We start from the raw sequence: 19,893 nt of genomic DNA on the forward strand, positions 1-19,893 counted from the left end.
TCATTTGATAAGCCCATCCTTGATCAGAGTGAAAAGTTCTCCTATAAGGTGATTTAGCTGTGACTTTAATAGCTTCTTCTAGTGCATCCATTATACTTTGGGCTGATGGGTTCTCACTTATACTATAGCTTATTATCTCACCATTATACATATCCATAAATGGATCTAAATAAAGTTTCTTTACTACTAATTTACCTCTCTCACTAACTTCATAATATTTAAATTCAGTTGTGTCTGTAGTGATTTTTTGATGTGGAATATTAGTATTGAATCGTCTTCTAATTCTATTCTTAGCTGTTTTTCCAATTTTCCCCTTATATGAATTGTATTTTCTACTTTTTCTAGTGAATGATGTAACCTGTAAGCCTAATTTTTGTATAATTCTTTGAACTTTCTTTTTGTTTATTATATATCCTAAATTACGTAACGCACCATATATACGTCTATAACCATAATCTTTGTTATTCTTTCTTATTTCTAATATTTTCTCTTCAATTTCTTTATCTGGATTAACTCTATCGAATCTCTTCTGCCAGTACATATATGTTGCTTTTGGCATTTTTGCATATAAAAGAAGGTCTTTAAGTATAAATTCTCCTCGGAGACTGCTTATAATTCGCGCCTTCTTTTCATTTCTGCTTCTTCCGCTAAACGCAATCTCCTCGCTTCTTTTAAAAATGCATTTTCTATCCTTAGTTGTAGTAATTGATCTTCTAATTCTTTTACATATTCTTCAGATATATTATCATTTGTAGTTTGATTTGTTGTTTCATTACTTAACTTTTTAGGTGATTTATCCATTAAGATTTCCCGCCCTTTCCTTCGTTCTCTCAATGCATCAGGACCAGCTACTCTAAAGCGATTAACCCAGTTACAAATAAGTGCTGGATTATTTATACCTTCTTGTAAAGCTAAGTCATTGTATGAGAGTTCACTTGTTAAGTATAATTCTACAACATATATCTTTTTTTCGAAAGAATATTCTTCATTTTTTCTTGAACGATATAATCCTTCATCTCCATATTTCTTATATTTGGCAACCCAAATTTCAATATTATTATGAGATTTTATAGCATACTTTCTTGCTAACGATCTTATGCTTATATTTTCATTTATATACTCTAGTACGACTTTCTTTTTAAATTCAAAATTATATTTAGTCATAAAAATACCGACCTCCAAAAAGTTAGATTTTTTGGTCTAACTTTTTGGGGTCGGTACAGTTTGTGTTTGTACTATTTTTCATAGTCTAGATTTACTAAATAGCAAAAAACTAGGTAAGTATTTGTAGCTTACCTAGTTTCTTATTTTTATAGTCTATCAGCGATTGCTTTTCTAATTTCTTCGAATTCAGCAGGCTCAACTTTTTGAGGTGGCCATTTAACTTCTAAATTATCGAAGTTTACATCTTTATCTTTGTATCTTGGTACGATATGGAAGTGTAGGTGGAAAACACTTTGTCCAGCATACTCTTCGTTGTTTTGGAAGATGTTTACTCCGTCACAACCATATGCATCTTTTACAGCGTTAGCAATTTTTGGAAGAACTCGTCCAATGTTTGCAGCTGTTTCAGGATCACAGTCAAAAATATTTCTGCTGTGTTTTTTTGGAATTACTAGAGTGTGCCCTTTTGTAATAGGGAATACGTCTAAAAAGCTATATACGTGTTCATCTTCGTATACTTTGTAACTTGGGATTTCTCCATCGATAATTTTTTCAAAAATAGTTTTTTCCATAATTTTTACTCCTTATTATTTTAAGTTTTCTAATGTTTCTATTAAAAGTTTTTTCAGGTTTACACTAATTTTTTGTGCAGTTTGTAATACGTGTTCGTGGTCGTGTTTTTTCTCTTGGATTCCTGTAGCCATATTAGTAGCACAAGCTAGTACTGCCACTGGAAGTGAAGCGTGATTTGCGGCGATTACCTCAGGTACTGTAGACATACCTACAAGATCACATCCCATAGTTTTAAATGCACGAATTTCTGCACGCGTTTCAAAATATGGACCTTGGAAGAATCCGTAAACACCAGTGTGTAAAGTAAGGTCTAATTTTTTCGCAGAATTGTGTAAAGTCTCAACTAAGTACGGATCGAAAGGAGTTGTCATGTCAACAAATCTTTCTCCTAGACGTGGGTCATTTTCTCCCATTAGAGGGTTGTTGTTTACTAGTGAGATGAAGTCATCAAGACATACGATATCTCCTTCACTGAAGTCTGTGTTAATAGCTCCACAAGCGTTAGTGATGAATAACCCTTTTACACCAAGATGTTTAACAACATATGTCATAAAGGCAACATCTTTCATGCTGTATCCTTCGTAATAGTGAAGACGTCCGTTTAATACTAATACATTTTTCCCAGAAATTTTTCCGAAAGTTAGTTTGTTAGCATGCCCCTTTACTCGATTAGCATGTTTATTTCCTGGGAAAAGTGGAATAGCTTCGTAACCAAGTTCTTGTTGATCTTCAAGCTCAAGTGTAATACCACTACCTAAAACAACTGCGTAGTCTATCGGCTCATTAAAATATTTTATTATATAATTTGCCGTCTCAATAATATTCTGATAATATGTCATAATATAAATCCTCCTGAAAATGCTTTATCAAAGTTATTATAGCATAAAAAATTCAGAAAATATATAATTTTATATTAATTATTATCAACGTTTGTATTATTAATATAAATACGTTTATGTTATTTTTAATGATGCGATTGAAACGGAAAAATGAATATTAATAGGTACTATAATATTATAATTTATTTAATCTAATTTTTAGTGTTTTTTAAAAAAGTTCAAAAAAATATTTGCAAGCGTTTTAAAAATATTGTATTATGAACTTAGTACATAAAGATTTTTAGGAGGACATTATGAAAAAATTACGTACTATTTTTGCAATTTTAGTTGCATTATCATTAATTGTTGTTGGTTGTTCTTCAAAGAGTGCTAAGAACGATACGAAATCTGATGGCAAGAATGCCTATAAGATTGGTGTTGTAACTGGTGAAGGTGGAGCAAAAGATAAGAGTTTTAACCAGGCTAACGTAGAGGCGATTCAAGCATGGGCGAAAGCAAATGGAGCAAAAGATCCGGTTGTTATTGAGACGAAGAATCAAGCAGACTTAGCTGCGAACTTGCAAAATGCTGCGAAGGTATCTGATATTGTATCTCTAGCTGGATTTGAATTTGAAAAAGAAATTACAAAAACTGCAGAGCAATATAAAGATAAAAAATTCATGTATGTAGATAGTTTTGTAGATGCTCCAAATATTGCTTCATTAATCTTTAAAGAACAAGAGGCTGGGTATCTAGCAGGATATGCAGCAGCTTTACAATCTAAAACAGGAAAAGTTGGATTTATTGGAGGAACTAAAATTCCACCAGTAGAACGATTTGGAATTGGATTTGTACAAGGTGCTAAAGCAGCTAAAAGTGATATTAAAGTAATGTACAATTACAGTGGAACATTCTCAGATACAAATAAAGGGAAAACTTTAGCAGCTACTATGTATGACTCTGGAGCAGATGTAATTTTCGTTGCGGCAGGAAATACAGGTAATGGTGTAATCTCAGAAGCTAAAGAACGTGGAATAATCGACATGTCTAAGAGTGGAGAAATTAAACACTGGGTTGTTGGTGTTGATAAAGACCAGTATGAAGAAGGTATCTTTAAAGGGGAAGATAAAGATGGAAAAGAATATCAAAAATCTGCTATCTTAACTTCTGCTGTTAAAAATATCGAAGTAGCTGTAACAAAAATCTTAAATGAAATCAAAGAAGGTAAATTCACTAAAGGTGAGCATATCTTTGGTATTAAAGAAAATGGGGTAGGAATTCCAAAAGAAAACCCTAACCTAAGCGAAGAAGCAAAAACAAAAATTGCTAAAGCTGTAGAAGAATTAAAATCAGGGAAAGCTGAAGTAGTAGCTACTGGAGATGAACTTAAAGCAAAAGGAGCAGCTACGAATATCGAAGGGGAACTATAGTATAGATTATTATAGGGAATATTCATAAATATTAATTAGTAGGAACCATCATTATTGGTGGTTCCTTTTAGTGACATTAAAACGAACTTTTAAAATACAAAAAAACTTTAAAAATTTTATTATTTCATGTGTTGTTGTAAAATTTTTGGGCATTAAATGATTACTAAGTACTGAAGTATAGTAGGTGGGAACGTTACTGTATTTTTAAAAAAGCGATAATATTTTTATGTAAAATAATAAATTGTGTACAAATATAGACGAAAACAATGTAACTATTTAAATCTTAAAATATAAAGAAAGATAACACTTTCAAGATAATCCGAACGTTAACTAAAACTGAATTATAGTGCTGTATACTGATTTGACTTTGTTATTAAATATATGGTATTATCTTTTTTTAAAACAATTCTTAATCGTAAGGAGATTAATATTTAATATGAGAAAATTATTTTCATTTGTAGCGGTAGTATTATCTGTTATTTTAGTTGTTACAGGATGTTCGTCTAAATCATCAAAAGACAATTCTACTAATAAGTCTAACTTAAAAGTGGTTGTCGTAACTGATGAAGGTGGAGCAAAAGATAAGAGTTTTAACCAAAGTAATGCAGAGGCGTTAACTTCATGGGTAGAAAAAAATGGAGGTAAAGCATTAACTCCGGTTGAAACAAAAAATCATTCGGACCTAGCAGCTAATATGCAAAGTGCTTCTAAAGCAGCTGATGTAATTTCATTAGCAGGTTTTTATTTTGAGAAAGAATTACCAAAAATGGCAGATGCTTTTCCAGATAAAAAGTATATTTTTATCGATGGTGTAGTAGAAAAAGCAAACGTAGCTTCTGTTACTTTTGCAGAACAAGAAGCAGGATATTTAGCAGGGTATGCAGCAGCATTACAATCTAAAACTGGTAAAGTTGGATTTATCGGTGGAGCAAAAATTCCTACAGTAGCAAGATTTGGAATTGGATTTGTACAAGGTGCAAAAGCAGCAAATAAAGATATTAAAGTAGTATATAACTACAGTGGTTCATTTAGTGATACAAACAAAGGTAAAACAATAGCAGCAACTATGTACGATACAGGAGCTGATGTAATCTTCGTGGCAGCTGGTGGAACAGGTAATGGAGCTATTAAAGAAGCACAAGAAAGAGCTACACAAGACCTAAAAGAAAGTGGAGAAATTAAACACTGGATCGTAGGTGTTGATAAAGACCAATATACTGATGGAATCTTTAAAGCTAAGGACAAAGATGGAAAAGATGTTGAAAAATCAGTTGTTGTAGCATCAGTTATCAAACGTGTAGATGTTGCAGTGAAAAATGTATTAGACAGTATCAAAGAAGGTAAGTTTGAAGGTGGGAAAGAACATATCTTTACTATTAAAGAGGATGGTATTGAATTAACTTTAGAAAATCCTAACTTAAATGAAGAAACTAAATCAAAAATCAAAAATAAAATAGCAGAGCTAAAAACTGGAAAAGAGTCAGTAGTAGCTGAAGCTGATAAATTAACTGATAAAAATAATATTGATGGCGAGTTGTAATATAATTTAGCGTTAGAATCTCTATAGAACCTAAAGTTTTATAGAGATTTTTTTTGTTTATTCAAAGCTATTAATGTGTAATAATTAAATATTATAATTGTAGTTTATTTAAAAGTTCGTAAAATAATAATCTATCATTAACTTTGTATTTATAGTATTATTGTCGTTTATTTAATTAATGTGTAATAATGTATTATGTGTGAAAATTCGTATTAAATTGTAAACGTTATTAATGTTTTGGAAATGCTTTATAATTTCAAAGTAATCTGATAGAAGTATGGAATAATAGATATGATAATTCATATAAATACTGTTTTCATAGGTTTTTATAATTAGAAAACGAACGTTATAAAAAAATGTTAATATTTCATAAATAAATTATTGAAGTTTAAAAGATAATGTGGTATTATTTAGATATAAACAATATACAAATAAAGGAGACTTTTTATTTATGAAAAAGGTATTTTCGTTAATAGCAGTTGTTTTATCAGCAGCATTAATTATTGTTGGATGTTCTTCTAAATCATCTAACGGAAATTCATCTTCTAACAACTCTGGATTAAAAATCGGTGTTGTAACTGACGAAGGTGGAGCAAAAGATAAAAGTTTTAACCAAAGTAACGTTGAAACTGTAAAAGCTTGGGCTGAAAAAAATGGTGGAAAAGCACTAAACCCAATCGAAACTAAAAACCAAAGTGACATTGCAGCTAACTTACAAAACGCAGCAAAAGCTTCTGACGTAATTTCATTAGCTGGTTTCTACTTTGAAAAAGAATTACCAAAAGTTGCAGATTCATTTGCAGATAAAAAATTCATTTTCATCGATGGTGTAGTTCAAAACAAAAACGTTGCTTCTGTAACATTCTCAGAACACGAAGCTGGATACCTAGCTGGATATGCAGCAGCTTTACAATCAAAAACTGGTAAAGTTGGATACATTGGTGGAGCTAAAATTCCTGCAGTAGTTAAATTTGGTGTTGGATTCGTTCAAGGTGCTAAAGCAGCTAAAAAAGACATCAAAGTTGTTTACAACTACAGTGGTTCATTCAACGACACTAACAAAGGTAAAACTTTAGCAGCAACTATGTACGATGCTGGTGCTGATGTAATCTTCGTAGCAGCTGGTGGTACTGGAAGTGGATCTATTAAAGAAGCTCAAGAAAGAGCAACTAAAGATCTTAAAGAAAGCGGAGAAGTTAAACACTGGATCGTTGGTGTAGATAAAGACCAATATTCTGAAGGTGTATTCAAAGCTAAAGATAAAGATGGAAAAGATGTTGAAAAATCAGTTATCTTAACTTCAGCTGTTAAACGTATTGACGTAGCAGTTGCTAACATCTTAGACGCTATCAAAGCTGGTAAATTTGAAGGTGGACAAGCTAAAGTCTTCACTATTAAAGAAGATGGTGTTGGACTTCCAGCAGAAAACCCTAACTTAAGCGATGATATCAAATCTAAAATTAAAACAGTTGTAGAAGATCTTAAAGCTGGAAAAGCAACAGTTGCAGCAGATGCAGCTGGTGTAGCTGATAAAGCTAATATCGACGGAGAACTTTAATTTTAAAAAGTTTATAGTAAAAAGGCCTAGCGTTTGCTAGGCCTTTTTTTGTGATAATTATTATTAAATTTCTTAAATAGTATTAAAAAATTTATATTATAATTACAATTACTTAAGTTTTAAAAATCGTATTATATTATAAAATATTAAAACGAATACAGTATAGATTTTAATTAATTTACTGTGTGGTAAATTAATATTAAATATAAATAAAAAAATACCTTAAAAAGCTATACTAGTTTGTCAAAATATATTATAATATATAGTATGTAAGAATATATAAAAGAGAGGTAAAGATATGTACGCTATAGAAATGCTAAACATAACTAAAAAGTTTGGCGACTTCTACGCAAATAAAGATATCACTATTCAAGTAAAGAACAATGAAATTCATGCCTTACTTGGTGAAAATGGTGCTGGAAAATCTACGTTGATGTCGGTTCTTTTTGGTATGTACCATCAAGAAGCCGGTGTTATTAAGTTGAATGGTACGGAAGTTGATATTAAAGATCCTAAGCATGCGAATAAACTAGGGATTGGTATGGTACACCAACACTTTAAACTTATTAAAAACTTCACTGTTGCTGAAAATATTATTTTAGGTATGGAAGAAGTAAAAGGTGGAAAAATCGACTTAGATAGCGCAGCTGAGAAAATTACAGAACTATCTAGAAAATATGGTTTAGAAGTTGATCCTAAAGCATTAGTAGGGGATATTAGTGTAGGGATGCAACAAAGGGTAGAAATCCTAAAAATGTTATATAGAGATGCAAACATCTTAATTTTTGACGAACCTACGGCAGTTTTAACTCCTGCTGAAATTAAAGAATTCTTAGCTATTCTTAAAAATCTTCAAGCAGAAGGAAAAACTATTTTATTAATTACTCACAAACTTAACGAAATTATGGCTGTTGCGAATCGTTGTAGTATTATTCGCCGTGGTGAGTACTTTGGAACTGTTGAAATAGCAGAAACTACAAAAGAAAAATTAGCTAGTCTTATGATTGGTAAAGATCTAGAAATTATTAAATATGAGCGTTCAAGAGAAGGTAAGAAAAATATACTTGAAGTTTCAGGGGTATATGCAGATACTGCTGAGAAAAAAGATATTCTTCATGACTTCAACTTAAATGTACGTGAACGTGAAATTCTAGGTATCGCAGGAGTTGATGGAAATGGTCAACAACAATTTGTGGAAGTACTAAATGCTTTACTTAAAGAAACAAAAGGGAAAATTATTTTCGACGGAAAAGAAATCAATTCATTATCTACTGCAAAGCGTAAAGAACTTGGACTTGAGATTATTGCAGAAGATAGACACAAAGATGGTCTTGTATTAGACTTTAGTGTTGAAGAAAACTCAGTTTTAGAAAATTATTACACAGAAAAATTCTCTAACCGTGGATTCTTAAAGAAAAATGTTATTGCTAAATTTGCAAAAGAAATCTGTGAAAAATACGATGTTCGTAAAGCTGGTGATGAGAAAATTTCTGCTCGTAGTATGAGTGGTGGTAACCAACAAAAACTTATCATCGGGCGTGCTTTAGAATTACATCCGAAATTATTAGTAACAACACAACCTACGCGTGGACTTGATGTTGGGGCTATCAATGGTATTCACAAAATGCTAATCGACTACCGTGATAAAGGTAATGGTGTACTATTAATTTCATTTGACTTAGATGAAATCTTAACATTATCTGATAGAATTGCAGTTATTCACAATGGTAATATTATTGATATCGTGGATAACGATGAGAATGTAACAAAAGAACAACTTGGTCTGCTTATGGCAGGGGTTAAGAAGTAGAGAGGAGAACGTATGTTAAAAAAAGTTTTAACTAATGCGGTGCTACCGATATTAGCTTCATTTATTATTGGGGCGATTCTTATTTCAGCGATAGGGGCAGCACCAGGAGATGTGTTTGGGGTAATTGGAGATATCTTCTCAGACTCAAACAGTATAGCTGAAATTTTTGTATCAACAATTCCACTTATTTGTACTGGATTATCTGTTGCATTTGCCTTCAGAACAGGTTTATTCAACATCGGTGCAGAAGGTCAATTCATTATGGGTGGACTTTTCGCTGGACTTGTTGCGATTAAAATGGAAGGTATGAACTTCTATTTAGTATTAATTACTAGTATTCTAGTTGGGATTGTAGTAGGTGGTCTTTGGGCTGCTATTGCAGGTTACTTAAAAGCTAGATTCAATATCAGTGAAGTAGTTGTAACAATCATGTTAAACTATACAGCTTTATATTTCGTACAATTTGCTGTACCTAAATATATTAAAGGAACTAACGATATCATTTCTAAACCTATCGTTTCAGCTGATGGAACAGGATACTTACAAAATAGTTTAGTAGAAGGTATTTTCAACAACTATCGTTTAGGAACAGATTTATTCTTAGCTATCTTTAGTGTTATTATTTTCTATATCGTTATGGAAAAAACAGTATTCGGATATGAATTACGTTCTGTAGGATTTAACCCGAATGCATCAAAATTCGTAGGTATGAAAGTTAACAGAAACACTGTATTATCTATGGCTATTTCAGGAGCTTTCGCCGGTCTAGGTGGAGCACTTTACAACATGGGACCTGTAGGACAAGTAGTTGCAGGTTCAACATTCCAAGGATTTGGATACATGGGAATCGCGGTTGCTTTAATCGGAGCTAACACTGCGTTAGGATCACTATTAGGAGCATTATTATTCGGATTCCTAGGAGTATTAACTCCACAATTATCATTCATCGGTATTCCAAAAGATATCGCGAATATTTTAATCGGATTAATCGTATTATTCGTTGCAGCTAAAGCTATCTTTGATAACAAGTTGCTTGATAAATTATTTAGTAGTAAGAAACAGAAAGGAGACAAATAGATGGATACAGTATTATCACTATTAGACTCAATGTTACAATATACTGCACCTATTCTTATAGCTGCCATCGGTGGTTTCTATTCAGAAAAAAGTGGGGTTGTTAACATTGCCCTTGACGGTTTCGTAATTTTTGGATCATTCGTTGCATCACTATTAGCATTATCAGTGTTCGATGGATCTCCAACATTATTACAATTAGTAATTTGTTTAGTTGTTGCGACACTTGCTGGTGGTTTAATGTCATTAATCCACGCATATATCAGTATTAACTTAAAAGCTGACCAAGTTATTTCAGGTACGGCGATTAACTTAATTACACCAGCTATAGCGTTATTCTTAGTTAACCACTTTAATGGTACATATGAATTATTATTAGCAAGTGGTTTCCCAAGATATACAGTATTTGGTAAATTTACTATTTACCCAACAGTATTTATAGCTGTGATTCTAGTAATTGTAACATATTACGTAATTTACAAACGTCCATTCGGATTACGTTTACGTTCTGTAGGGGAAAACCCACAGGCGAGTGATTCACTTGGATTAAACGTATTTAAATATCGTTACATTGGGGTATTTATTTCAGGATGTTTAGCAGGATTAGCTGGAGCTATCATTGCAACTACATTCTCTCAAGGATTCAACGCAGCAATCACAGTATATGGATTCGGATACTTAGCATTAGCGGCATTAATCTTTGGTAAATATAACCCAATTACAATCACATTAGCTTCGTTATTCTTCGGAGGAACTAAAGTATTCGCTGAGAAAGTTTCTATCTTAGCACCAGACCTACCAATTCCGGTATCATTCTGGAACATGTTCCCATTCGTAGCTACAATCATTGCACTTATCGTATTTTCTAAGAAAACTGCTACTCCAGAAGCACTTGGTATTCCATACGATAAAGGTTTAAGATAATATATACAGTAGTCTTTGAAAACTATAAGTTTCAAGGACTACTTTTTTTATCACTAAAATATGGTATAATATAGATAAATAAAAAAAGGAGATGAGTATATGAATAAAAAGTTATTAATGTTACTTGCAGCAGGGGCCTTAGCTATAACAGGATGTGCAGGGAAAGAGGCTTCAAAAACTTCAGATCAAAAAAATAACCCAGAGCAAAAAGAAAATAAAAAAGAAAATACAGAGAATAAAGAAACAGCTTCAAAAGAAAAAACAGAAGTTAAACATGATTTAGCTGCTGCAGAAAAATTAGCTCACTTAGTAGCTATTTCAGGAAATGACTTATCAAAATTAAATGAACAAACAAACTTATTAGCGTGGATTACTCAAGATAAATCTACAAAATTCAATTCACCAGAAGGAGTACCATTAGCGAAAGTTTCGGTGCAAGATTTCGTAGATGTAGTTAATGAATTCTCTGACAAAACATATTCTAAAGAAGAAGCATTGGAGTTACTACAAAGTCCAGCTTTCAGTGAGCTTGGAGGTAAGTCTTCTGCTGCGACTACATTCCCTAAAGATAGCGAGATAAACTACTACAAAGAAGATAATACACTTGTATTCGTATCTGTAGAAAGAGGACATAATTATCCACAGGTATTAGATAAAAAAGAAAACTGGAAAACAGAAGGGGATAGCATAAAGATTGATGTACTAGATGCTATGACGAAAACTAAAATTTCAACAATAACATTAAAACTTAATAATAAAAATTATACAGGTGGACATAGTAAGTCTAAATATTATGTTGCTGATGTTCAAACTGCATAGAAACAAACACCTCAATCTAAATTTGATTGAGGTGTTATTGTATTATTTAACTTTAATAGTTGCTCTATCAGGTCTTCCATCTGTTGAGAAGAAACCAGAAGCAGCTCCAGGTCCTAAGTAGACATTTGAGCTTATTTTTTTTAGCATTGGTGAAGATTCACTCTTACTAGGAAGTCCATTAGGGAAAACGTAGATTGCTTGTGCTCCACCAAATGGAACATTACCCTCAGAATCATGTTTAAATGAATAAACTTTTGCCGGTTGAGATGATGTTCCTAAATTATTAGAATCACTATGTTCAGTGAATGACCAAATTCCAGCCCATTTTTGGGGTACATCTATACTAAAGTATTCATTTTCGTAGTGTGTCGCATTTGCTTTTCCTGATTTTTCTTCACTATTTTTTGCTGAGTTCTCTTTATTTGTTTTAGTATCTTTCGATTTGGCTTTTAGTTCATTTATACGTTCTTCGTATTTTTTTACCAGTTTTTCTATTTCAGATTGTTTGTTTTGTGCTTGTTGCTCTGTCTCAAAAGTAATATCTTTTTCTTTATCTATTGTTTTAGTCAATTCATCTAATTTTGTTTTATTATCTGTAATTACTTTTTCATCGGATACAGCACTGACATCTGATAGAGTGTTTGTTTTAATAGTGCTATCATAATCGTTTTGGAAGTAAGTACGCATTGTAGTTATGCTGTTTTTATACTCATCTTGAACTTTTGAATCTTTGTAGGAATTTAAATTGTATTTTGATTGTTCATCAAGAGTGTCTTTTAATAAATTTAGTCTTTCATTTCTATCATTTCCGTCATTGAATTTTTTTATAACTTCATGTATAGCAGTTAATTTTTCAGCTGAAACAACTTCTGCTTGTTTCTTTTGATAGAAATTATATCCGAAGAAACAAATAACTACTGCAATGATTACTGAAACAATTGATATTATAGTTTTATTATTTCTGTTCATAAAATTCTCCTTTTATTCTTCTACATAGATAATTATAGAATAATAGCAAGGCTACGTCAATAATAGTCAGTAGAGAAAGGTTAACTTAGAAGTAAACATCAGCTCAAGATTAATTATAATTGATAATAGGGAAACTATATAAAAGAATACCTCAATCACTGATTTGATTGAGGTATTTTGTCTTATTTAGCACGTATTTTAGCCATTTCTTCCCTATAGTAAGTTTCATTTTTTTCGTTAAAGAAACCGCTACTAGCGCCGGCTCCTACATAGATATTAGAACCAAATTTTGTCCATTCTTTAACTGAGTTTGCCTTGCTTGGTAATCCATTAGGATAAACATGTACGGTTTGTCCGCCACCACCGAACATAGGATTATCTCCTGCACGACTAAATGCATATGTTATAGCTGGTTGAGAAGGTGTTCCAAGATTTTTAGTGTCTATAGTTTTACTAATAGACCATTTCCCAGACCATTTAGCAGGAACATCAACGATAAAGTACTCATTTTCATAGTGTGTAGAAGTCATAGTAACAGCCTTTTCTCCTATGTCATCTGACGAGTTTTTTCTTTTTTCTTCTGTTTTTGTCTCTTTCTCTTTTTTGCCTAATACAGTTATACGTTCTTCATATTGTTTTATAAGTTTTTCCACTTCAGATTTCTTTTCTTGAGCCTGTTCTTCAGTTTCGAAGGTAATATCTTTTTCTTTTTCTATAACTTTTGTTAAATCATCTAATTTTGCTTTCTTATCAGAAAATTTACTTTCATCAGAAGTGTTATTAAGATCTGAGATATTGTTTTCTTTTATAGTATTGTCATAATCTCTATGGAAATAATCTCTCATGATATTTATACTATTTTTAAATTCATCTTTAACCTTTGGGTCTTTATAAGAATTTAGATTATATTTTGATTGTTCATCTAGAGTGTCTTTTAGTAGGTTAAATTTATTATTTCTATCATTTTCGTTATTAAATTGTTTTGTTAGTTCATGTAGTGCTGTTAATTTCTCTGCTGAAACAACTTCAGCTTGTTTCTTTTGATAAAGATTATATCCGAAAAAACAAATAACAAGAGCAGCGATTATCGAAACAATTGATATTATAGTTTTGTTGTTTTTATTCATAAAATTCTCCTTTTATTATCCTACATAAATAATTATAGAATAATAGTATGATTACGTCAATGAGGGGTGGTGGATAAACTAGAAACCTCAGAACATCTCTAATCATAAAATATTCCAAGGTTTTATATATTATTATTAATTTACAGTGATATAAAAATTATCATCAAATACATGGACTGTATATCCTACGAAAGCTCCGCTAGCCCAAGCGTAATCAAACTCAGCAGTTTTTCTTGATCCATCTTTCATCTCCAAATAAATTGTGATAGGGTCATCGGGATTTGCTTGGTGAAGAGAGTTAAAATTAGTTGTTATTTTTTCAACATTTTTATATGAGTTTCTAACAGTAGCTAGCATTTCTGCATCGCCACCTCTTCTTATCCATTCTTGTTGAAGACTTGTTACATTATCAGGTATAGTAGCTCCCATAGTATTTTTTCTAGACGCTTTAACAGGTTTAGATTATATATAAATTCTAAAAAACAGTTATATTAAGGGTTCTCAGCTTTTAAGATCTATTCCCATTCAATAGAGGAAGAATCTATCCTGAGTAGTTGATATTATAGGAAGTATCGACTTTATTTTTTGTATTGGTATGGGAAATGGTAGGGTATAAATTTTGTATTTGTCCTGTATTTAGTTTTCAAAAGTAGACTATATTAAGTTTCTTGGTGAATATACTACTTCTATTTTTACTCATCGAGCTTTTACATACTAAAATATTTTATTTATAAATAAAACATTATTGAAGTATTATTCCCCTAAATATTTAATATATATTTGACATGGATTCCATTCGTCCCATAAGGTAGGGAAACATTCTAATTCTTTATAACCCATTGCGATATAGAATTCATTAGTAATATCATATTCTTTGTAGTGTCCCATTTTTACAGTTTTTACCTGCGAGTAGGAATATCCAAGATTTTTTGCCATATTTTCGAATTCTGTATTTAGTTTTGTTCCAATTCCCATTCTATGAAATTTTTTCTTTATACCCATTACAAAAATATCTGCAGTATCCTTACTTGTTGCGTTTAATACGATATAACCTGCAATATCATTATCCGCATAGCAAGCCAAAAATGGTTTATCTTGTGAATCTTTAATATACTCTTCTGTACTTTCAGGTAGACCGAACCATTCAGGAAGGTCGTAAAGGATCTCTTTTGATATTATTTCTTTTTCTTTCTTGTCTATTATTTCTTTAATTATTAAATCCATATTATTTTCCTCTTAAAATTATAATTCCATTTAATTATAACATAGTTAATAAATATCATACAAGTAGTCACAAGAAATTGAAATATTGCTATTTTGATAATATTTGTTGTTGAATGTATTATTCTCGATTATCTATTTTTATATTTATATTTTAGTGTAGATAAGGTAAGAAATCAAAGATGTTAATAAAAAGACCCCACCAATAATTTTTGGTGGGGTTTAGTTTATATATAATTTCTAAAAGTCAGTTATATCAAGGGTTTTTAGTCCTTTAAGTCTACTCCCATTCGATCGTTGCTGGAGGCTTACTTGTAATATCGTAGACTACGCGGTTAACGTGAGCAACTTCGTTTACGATACGAGCTGAGATTTCTTCAAGTACTTCAAATGGAATGTGAGCCCAGCTTGCTGTCATACCATCGATACTTGTTACGGCACGAACTGCTACTGTGTAGTCATATGTACGAACATCTCCCATAACTCCTACTGAACGAATGTCTGGAAGACATGTGAAGTATTGCCAGATTTCTCCTTCTAATCCACGTTTAGCGATAACATCACGTAAGATGAAGTCACTGTCACGAACGATTTGAAGTTTTTCTTCTGTTACTTCTCCAAGAACACGGATACCAAGTCCTGGTCCTGGGAATGGTTGACGCCAAACGATTTCGTGAGGAAGACCAAGAGCTTCACCTAATGCACGAACCTCATCTTTGAATAGAGTGTTAAGTGGCTCGATTAGAGAGAAACGCATATCTTCTGGTAATCCACCTACGTTGTGGTGAGATTTGATTGTTTGTGCATTCTTAGTTCCTGACTCGATAACGTCAGTGTAAAGAGTACCTTGAGCTAAAAATGGTACGTCGTGAAGTTTAGCACATTCTTCGTCAAAAACATAAACGAACTCATTACCGATGATTTTACGTTTTTGTTCTGGATCACTTACACCTTTAAGTTTTCCAAGGAATCTATCTTTAGCGTCGACTTTGATTAGATTCATGTTGAATCCACCTTCGATTTCTTTACTGAATGTGTTCATTACAGCTTCAGCTTCACCTTTACGAAGTAAACCGTGGTCGATAAACATACAGATCAGTTGATCTCCGATTGCTTTGTCTAGTAGGGCTGCTACAACAGATGAGTCTACACCACCAGATAGTGCACAAAGAACTTTTTGATCTCCAACTTCTGCACGAATTTCTTCAATTTTTTCATCGATGAAGTTTTGGATAGTCCAGTTTTCAGTACATTTACATACGTTACGGATGAAGTTTTTAATTAAGTCATAACCGAATTCTGAGTGACGTACTTCTGGGTGGAATTGGAAGCAGTAGAAGTCTTTTTCTACGTTTTCAGCAGCAGCGATTGGGCAGTTATCACTTGTCGCTACAACTTTGAATCCTTCAGCAAGTTCAACAACTTTATCAGAGTGACTCATTAATACTTGTTGAGTTGCAGGAGTACCTTCGAATAATTTAGCTCCTGGAGTTACGTCAACATTGTGGGCTCCGTATTCTCTACTAGTCGCAGATTCTACTTTTCCTCCTAGTTTGTGTTGCATAAGTTGCATTCCGTAACAAATTCCTAATACAGGAATACCTAGGTTGAAAATCTCATCATCAATTGTAAGAGAGTTTTCTTCATATACTGAGTTAGGTCCACCTGAAAGGATAATTCCTTTAGGGTTCATTTTTTTGATTTCTTCAATAGAAATTTCATTGTCGTGTAGTTCAGAATATACACCAAGCTCACGTACACGGCGAGTGATAAGTTGGTTATATTGACTACCGAAGTCTAGAACTAATATAAATTCGTGTTTCACGGTTTTCCTCCTAAAATATACTTTTATTAATATAAACTATTATATCAAGAAGTTGAAGATATGTAAAATCTTAAATGTTAGAATTTTTGTGAATTTTTCTGGTGAAATATTGATTTTTTAACGAAAAAACAGTTAAAAACGAATTTTAAGTTTGTGAAAGGGGTAGAAAATTCGTGAAATGAGATTTTAACTTTTTAAAAAAAACGATAATTTTGATTTATACGAATTATAGGCGAGAGAAAATTTTATAAAATTTTTTTGGAAAATGTTATAATAAGTTTATAGAAAGTAGGAGGAAAAATAATGGTAAGAGCATATATTGGAACATACACAAAACAAGATAGTAAAGGAATATACTTAGTTGAGCTATCTGAAGAAGGGAAAGTACTAGAAGTTAGAAATGTAGTAAAAGTGGACAATCCAACGTATTTAGCATTGTCTAATGATAATAAATATTTATATAGTGTATCAAGAGTAGATGGGAAAGGTGCTGTTACAAGCTTTGAAGTTCAAGAAAATGGTGATTTGAAAGAATTAACATCGGTTGCCCAAGAAGGAAATCCTCCTTGTTACGTAGAGTTAAACTCGGATAAAAATACTTTATTATCAGCGAACTATCATTTAGGTACGATTGATAGTTATTCTGTTAAAAATGGTGAGCTTGTAAAACTCTTATCAACAGATTATCACGAAGGAAGTGGAGTACACGTGAGACAAGAGAAACCTCATGTGCATTTTTCAGGATTTACCCCAAGTGAAAAATATGTCTTTTCATGTGATTTAGGAACTGATGAGATTACATCGTATAAGCTTAACGAAGGAGTTTTAGAAAAAGTAACTACTTTTAAAGCTAAAGAAGGAAGTGGAGTTCGTCACATAGTATTTAGTAGTGATGAAAAACAAGCTTTTGTTATGACAGAACTTACTAGTGAAGTAATTGCTTTTGATTATGATGGAGAGGGGAATTTAACAAATCCAACATATTATCCTACATTACCTGAGGATTTCCCATTAGAAAATAAAGGTAGTGCGATTAAAATTTCAAACGATAATAGATTTATCTATGTTTCTAATAGAGGACAAGATGCGGTAGTTGTTTTTGAAAATACAGAATCAGGTTTAAAACAACTTCAAACTATTAGTACTGAAGGAGAAGGTCCTAGAGATTTTGACCTTTCAAAAGATAATACTTTAGCAATTGCGACAAATGAAAATAGTGGAACGATTACTGTGTACACTGTTAATAAGAAAACTGGAGAGCTAACTGTTGTTGCTTCTGAGGTAGTTGTACCTGAGGCAGTTTGTGCTAAGTTTATATAGAAAAATACCTAAGGTGAGGATGATCTCATCTTAGGTATTTCTTTTATGAATTTCGTTTTTTAACGACGAAGAATGGTGCTCCGAAATTACAATATTCTAGTATGTAATCTTCAAGGTTGTTTATGTTTTTAGGATTGTTGTTATCCTTTGTTAATATGAATCCAGTAAGTCGTAGTTTCTCATGAGAAATATCACCTACGATATATGGTTTGTTTTTTAATACATCTACTAGTTTTTCTTCAAATGTTTCTTTTTGAAAGGCATCTTTGAAGTTGTAAACAAGCTCATAAATTGTACCATCAACTTCGAAAACTAAATTGTTTTGCTCCATATTTAATCCTTTCTAACAACTTGTCTCATAACGTATAACGCTGCGAAAACAAGTGTGTATATTGCAAGTATACCCGTAGCGAAGTATTTCGTACGATCTATTACAATAGTAGTTTTTTCGTAATTATCTTTCTTATCAAAGTTATCATCATTGATGAAGTTCGATTTGATTTTTGCTAGGTTTCCTGTATTATCGTTAGAACTAAAGTCAGAGAATACTGTTCCTTCATTTGCAGAAATTGTTTCGTATTTTTGGAATAAAAGTATTTTTTTATTCATAAGAAGGTATGTTACATCTTTAATTGAATGTTTTTCATAGAATAAGTCGTAAATATCTTCATTAAAAGTAATACGTTCATTGTTTATAGTATATGTTCCAGCTTTAAGAGCTAGTTTATAGCTATAGTTTGAGAATAGATAATCGTAAGTTTTTTGAAGTTTATCAAAATAAGTAGCTTTATCATCGCTTTGATTTAATACTGTGATAATTAATTTAGTATTCCCACTGTATGCGTAAGTTACACTATTTTTGTCTGAGTAATCTAAACCTAAAACTCTAAACTTATCTGATTCTTTAAACTCAATACTATTGTTAATTTTTTCTCCAGATGCTAAAGTATGTTCTGGATTTTTTGTGATTTCTGTAATCTCAGGATAATTTTTAAGAATTAAACTAGTAAGGTAAGAGATATTCTTTGCGGTACTAGTATTATTCCCATTGTTATCTAGTGATTCTAATTTTGTGTCATGTAGTGACATAGCAGCTAATGTTTCTTTAGCTTTATCAAGAGTTACGTTAAAGTGAGCGAATACAGCTTGGTTAAGACTATTAGAATTTTCATTTTCTAATAGGAAGATTGCATCTTTAACTGTAATTGACGATTCTATTTTGTATTTAGAAAGAATTTCGTCGCTACTATTAATATTAATTTTTTCATCTAATGTTATTTTTTTATTTTTTAAATTGTCAGTAAGTAGGTAAAGAGCAAGATAGTTTGGTAATTTACCTACAGATACTTTTTCATTTTCTCCACGTTTAGAAATGATTTTCCCCGTGTTTAATTCCGAAACTACAAGATGAGCATTAACATCGCTTAAATTTGTAACCGCGTTGTTATCTAAAAAGTTATCATCAGCTTTCGAGAAGTTTGGAACTAAAAATACAAGAAGTAAAATCAAAATACCAATTTTTTTCAATCTCATTATTTAAAATCCTTTATTTTAAAATTGTTTAAATCATGGGAGTAACTCAAAAATCGTGATTTCTTAAGAAACAAGATTTTGTCGAGTCCCCTTGCACAGTTTATTAGCTATCTATAGAGCTTTTACAAAGCGAATTTAGTTATCAATAAACCAATGCGTCTATATGTTCTAATATGAACTTTGCTAAA

Annotated in this window: 19 protein-coding genes; 8 read left to right on the top strand and 11 right to left on the bottom strand. The window is 31.7% G+C overall.

Annotated features, from left to right (window positions below; translation table 11 throughout):
- The 4 genes from O3801_RS07105 to O3801_RS07120 all read right to left on the bottom strand — a co-directional run.
- Window positions 1-718 (bottom strand): IS3 family transposase (locus tag O3801_RS07105; RefSeq protein WP_371454530.1); only part of this gene is annotated, 718 nt, incomplete at its 3' end.
- Window positions 610-1,164: a helix-turn-helix domain-containing protein gene (locus O3801_RS07110; RefSeq protein ID WP_371454515.1), complete on the bottom strand. Its 555-nt coding sequence runs from the start codon at window positions 1,162-1,164 to the stop codon at window positions 610-612. The genes O3801_RS07110 and O3801_RS07105, both read right to left, overlap by 109 nt.
- A 146-nt stretch (window positions 1,165-1,310) precedes the next feature.
- Entirely contained in the window at window positions 1,311-1,736 is a 426-nt protein-coding gene (locus O3801_RS07115; protein WP_371454516.1) for an HIT family protein, read from the bottom strand.
- 15 nt (window positions 1,737-1,751) lie between these two features.
- On the bottom strand, window positions 1,752-2,576 hold the full coding sequence (locus O3801_RS07120; RefSeq protein WP_371454517.1) for a purine-nucleoside phosphorylase: 825 nt from the start codon (window positions 2,574-2,576) through the stop codon (window positions 1,752-1,754).
- A gap of 293 nt (window positions 2,577-2,869) precedes the next feature.
- On the opposite strand from O3801_RS07120, the gene O3801_RS07125 reads away from it, so the two are divergent.
- The 7 genes from O3801_RS07125 (at window position 2,870) to O3801_RS07155 (ending at window position 11,710) form a co-directional block, all read left to right on the top strand.
- The gene (locus O3801_RS07125; RefSeq protein WP_371454518.1) at window positions 2,870-3,985 is read left to right on the top strand and encodes a BMP family lipoprotein; all 1,116 of its coding nucleotides are present in this window, start codon (window positions 2,870-2,872) and stop codon (window positions 3,983-3,985) included.
- A 436-nt stretch (window positions 3,986-4,421) separates the two neighbouring features.
- Entirely contained in the window at window positions 4,422-5,525 is a 1,104-nt protein-coding gene (locus O3801_RS07130; protein WP_371454519.1) for a BMP family lipoprotein, read from the top strand.
- Between the two features lie 451 nt (window positions 5,526-5,976).
- Window positions 5,977-7,083, top strand: coding sequence for a BMP family lipoprotein (locus O3801_RS07135; protein WP_294683655.1), 1,107 nt, complete (start codon window positions 5,977-5,979; stop codon window positions 7,081-7,083).
- A gap of 298 nt (window positions 7,084-7,381) precedes the next feature.
- A complete protein-coding gene (locus tag O3801_RS07140; RefSeq protein ID WP_371454520.1) occupies window positions 7,382-8,893 on the top strand; it encodes an ABC transporter ATP-binding protein in 1,512 nt (503 codons plus the stop codon).
- Between the two features lie 12 nt (window positions 8,894-8,905).
- The gene (locus O3801_RS07145; protein ID WP_294683653.1) at window positions 8,906-9,970 is read left to right on the top strand and encodes an ABC transporter permease; all 1,065 of its coding nucleotides are present in this window, start codon (window positions 8,906-8,908) and stop codon (window positions 9,968-9,970) included.
- A complete protein-coding gene (locus O3801_RS07150; protein WP_371454521.1) occupies window positions 9,971-10,891 on the top strand; it encodes an ABC transporter permease in 921 nt (306 codons plus the stop codon).
- A gap of 99 nt (window positions 10,892-10,990) precedes the next feature.
- Window positions 10,991-11,710 carry a hypothetical protein gene (locus O3801_RS07155; protein WP_371454522.1) on the top strand — a complete coding sequence of 240 codons (720 nt, stop codon included), beginning with the start codon at window positions 10,991-10,993 and terminating at the stop codon, window positions 11,708-11,710.
- Between the two features lie 42 nt (window positions 11,711-11,752).
- Here O3801_RS07155 and O3801_RS07160 read toward each other — a convergent pair whose 3' ends face one another.
- From O3801_RS07160 to guaA, 5 genes are all read right to left on the bottom strand, one after another.
- Window positions 11,753-12,679, bottom strand: a complete 927-nt coding sequence (locus O3801_RS07160) for a hypothetical protein (protein ID WP_371454523.1) — start codon at window positions 12,677-12,679, stop codon at window positions 11,753-11,755.
- Between the two features lie 182 nt (window positions 12,680-12,861).
- The gene (locus O3801_RS07165; protein WP_371454524.1) at window positions 12,862-13,806 is read right to left on the bottom strand and encodes a hypothetical protein; all 945 of its coding nucleotides are present in this window, start codon (window positions 13,804-13,806) and stop codon (window positions 12,862-12,864) included.
- Window positions 13,807-13,941: 135 nt separating this feature from the next.
- Window positions 13,942-14,235 (bottom strand): hypothetical protein, encoded by a 294-nt coding sequence (locus O3801_RS07170; protein WP_371454525.1) that lies wholly within the window; start codon window positions 14,233-14,235, stop codon window positions 13,942-13,944.
- Window positions 14,236-14,559: 324 nt separating this feature from the next.
- Window positions 14,560-15,030 carry a GNAT family N-acetyltransferase gene (locus O3801_RS07175; RefSeq protein WP_294683647.1) on the bottom strand — a complete coding sequence of 157 codons (471 nt, stop codon included), beginning with the start codon at window positions 15,028-15,030 and terminating at the stop codon, window positions 14,560-14,562.
- Window positions 15,031-15,307: 277 nt separating this feature from the next.
- A complete protein-coding gene (gene guaA, locus O3801_RS07180) occupies window positions 15,308-16,852 on the bottom strand; it encodes a glutamine-hydrolyzing GMP synthase (RefSeq protein WP_371454526.1) in 1,545 nt (514 codons plus the stop codon).
- Between the two features lie 303 nt (window positions 16,853-17,155).
- Between guaA and O3801_RS07185 the strand changes: the two genes are divergently transcribed.
- Window positions 17,156-18,172, top strand: a complete 1,017-nt coding sequence (locus O3801_RS07185) for a lactonase family protein (protein ID WP_294683645.1) — start codon at window positions 17,156-17,158, stop codon at window positions 18,170-18,172.
- A 43-nt stretch (window positions 18,173-18,215) separates the two neighbouring features.
- On the opposite strand, the gene O3801_RS07190 is transcribed toward O3801_RS07185, so the two are convergent.
- Together O3801_RS07190 and O3801_RS07195 are read right to left on the bottom strand one after the other, a co-directional pair.
- A complete protein-coding gene (locus O3801_RS07190) occupies window positions 18,216-18,503 on the bottom strand; it encodes a YutD-like domain-containing protein (protein ID WP_003144636.1) in 288 nt (95 codons plus the stop codon).
- Between the two features lie 2 nt (window positions 18,504-18,505).
- Window positions 18,506-19,705 carry a D-alanyl-D-alanine carboxypeptidase family protein gene (locus O3801_RS07195; RefSeq protein WP_294683644.1) on the bottom strand — a complete coding sequence of 400 codons (1,200 nt, stop codon included), beginning with the start codon at window positions 19,703-19,705 and terminating at the stop codon, window positions 18,506-18,508.
- Between the last annotated feature and the right edge of the window lie 188 nt (window positions 19,706-19,893).

Origin of the sequence: Gemella sp. 27098_8_149 (assembly GCF_041433745.1) — a bacterium.
GTDB lineage: Bacteria > Bacillota > Bacilli > Staphylococcales > Gemellaceae > Gemella.

What these genes read in the sequence shown, in the direction of transcription:
- O3801_RS07110 (WP_371454515.1), bottom strand. Translation starts at nt 1,164, where the DNA reads ATGACTAAATATAATTTTGAATTTAAAAAGAAAGTCGTACTAGAGTAT.
- O3801_RS07115 (WP_371454516.1), bottom strand. Translation starts at nt 1,736, where the DNA reads ATGGAAAAAACTATTTTTGAAAAAATTATCGATGGAGAAATCCCAAGT.
- O3801_RS07120 (WP_371454517.1), bottom strand. Translation starts at nt 2,576, where the DNA reads ATGACATATTATCAGAATATTATTGAGACGGCAAATTATATAATAAAA.
- O3801_RS07125 (WP_371454518.1), top strand. Translation starts at nt 2,870, where the DNA reads ATGAAAAAATTACGTACTATTTTTGCAATTTTAGTTGCATTATCATTA.
- O3801_RS07130 (WP_371454519.1), top strand. Translation starts at nt 4,422, where the DNA reads ATGAGAAAATTATTTTCATTTGTAGCGGTAGTATTATCTGTTATTTTA.
- O3801_RS07135 (WP_294683655.1), top strand. Translation starts at nt 5,977, where the DNA reads ATGAAAAAGGTATTTTCGTTAATAGCAGTTGTTTTATCAGCAGCATTA.
- O3801_RS07140 (WP_371454520.1), top strand. Translation starts at nt 7,382, where the DNA reads ATGTACGCTATAGAAATGCTAAACATAACTAAAAAGTTTGGCGACTTC.
- O3801_RS07145 (WP_294683653.1), top strand. Translation starts at nt 8,906, where the DNA reads ATGTTAAAAAAAGTTTTAACTAATGCGGTGCTACCGATATTAGCTTCA.
- O3801_RS07150 (WP_371454521.1), top strand. Translation starts at nt 9,971, where the DNA reads ATGGATACAGTATTATCACTATTAGACTCAATGTTACAATATACTGCA.
- O3801_RS07155 (WP_371454522.1), top strand. Translation starts at nt 10,991, where the DNA reads ATGAATAAAAAGTTATTAATGTTACTTGCAGCAGGGGCCTTAGCTATA.
- O3801_RS07160 (WP_371454523.1), bottom strand. Translation starts at nt 12,679, where the DNA reads ATGAACAGAAATAATAAAACTATAATATCAATTGTTTCAGTAATCATT.
- O3801_RS07165 (WP_371454524.1), bottom strand. Translation starts at nt 13,806, where the DNA reads ATGAATAAAAACAACAAAACTATAATATCAATTGTTTCGATAATCGCT.
- O3801_RS07170 (WP_371454525.1), bottom strand. Translation starts at nt 14,235, where the DNA reads ATGGGAGCTACTATACCTGATAATGTAACAAGTCTTCAACAAGAATGG.
- O3801_RS07175 (WP_294683647.1), bottom strand. Translation starts at nt 15,030, where the DNA reads ATGGATTTAATAATTAAAGAAATAATAGACAAGAAAGAAAAAGAAATA.
- O3801_RS07185 (WP_294683645.1), top strand. Translation starts at nt 17,156, where the DNA reads ATGGTAAGAGCATATATTGGAACATACACAAAACAAGATAGTAAAGGA.
- O3801_RS07190 (WP_003144636.1), bottom strand. Translation starts at nt 18,503, where the DNA reads ATGGAGCAAAACAATTTAGTTTTCGAAGTTGATGGTACAATTTATGAG.
- O3801_RS07195 (WP_294683644.1), bottom strand. Translation starts at nt 19,705, where the DNA reads ATGAGATTGAAAAAAATTGGTATTTTGATTTTACTTCTTGTATTTTTA.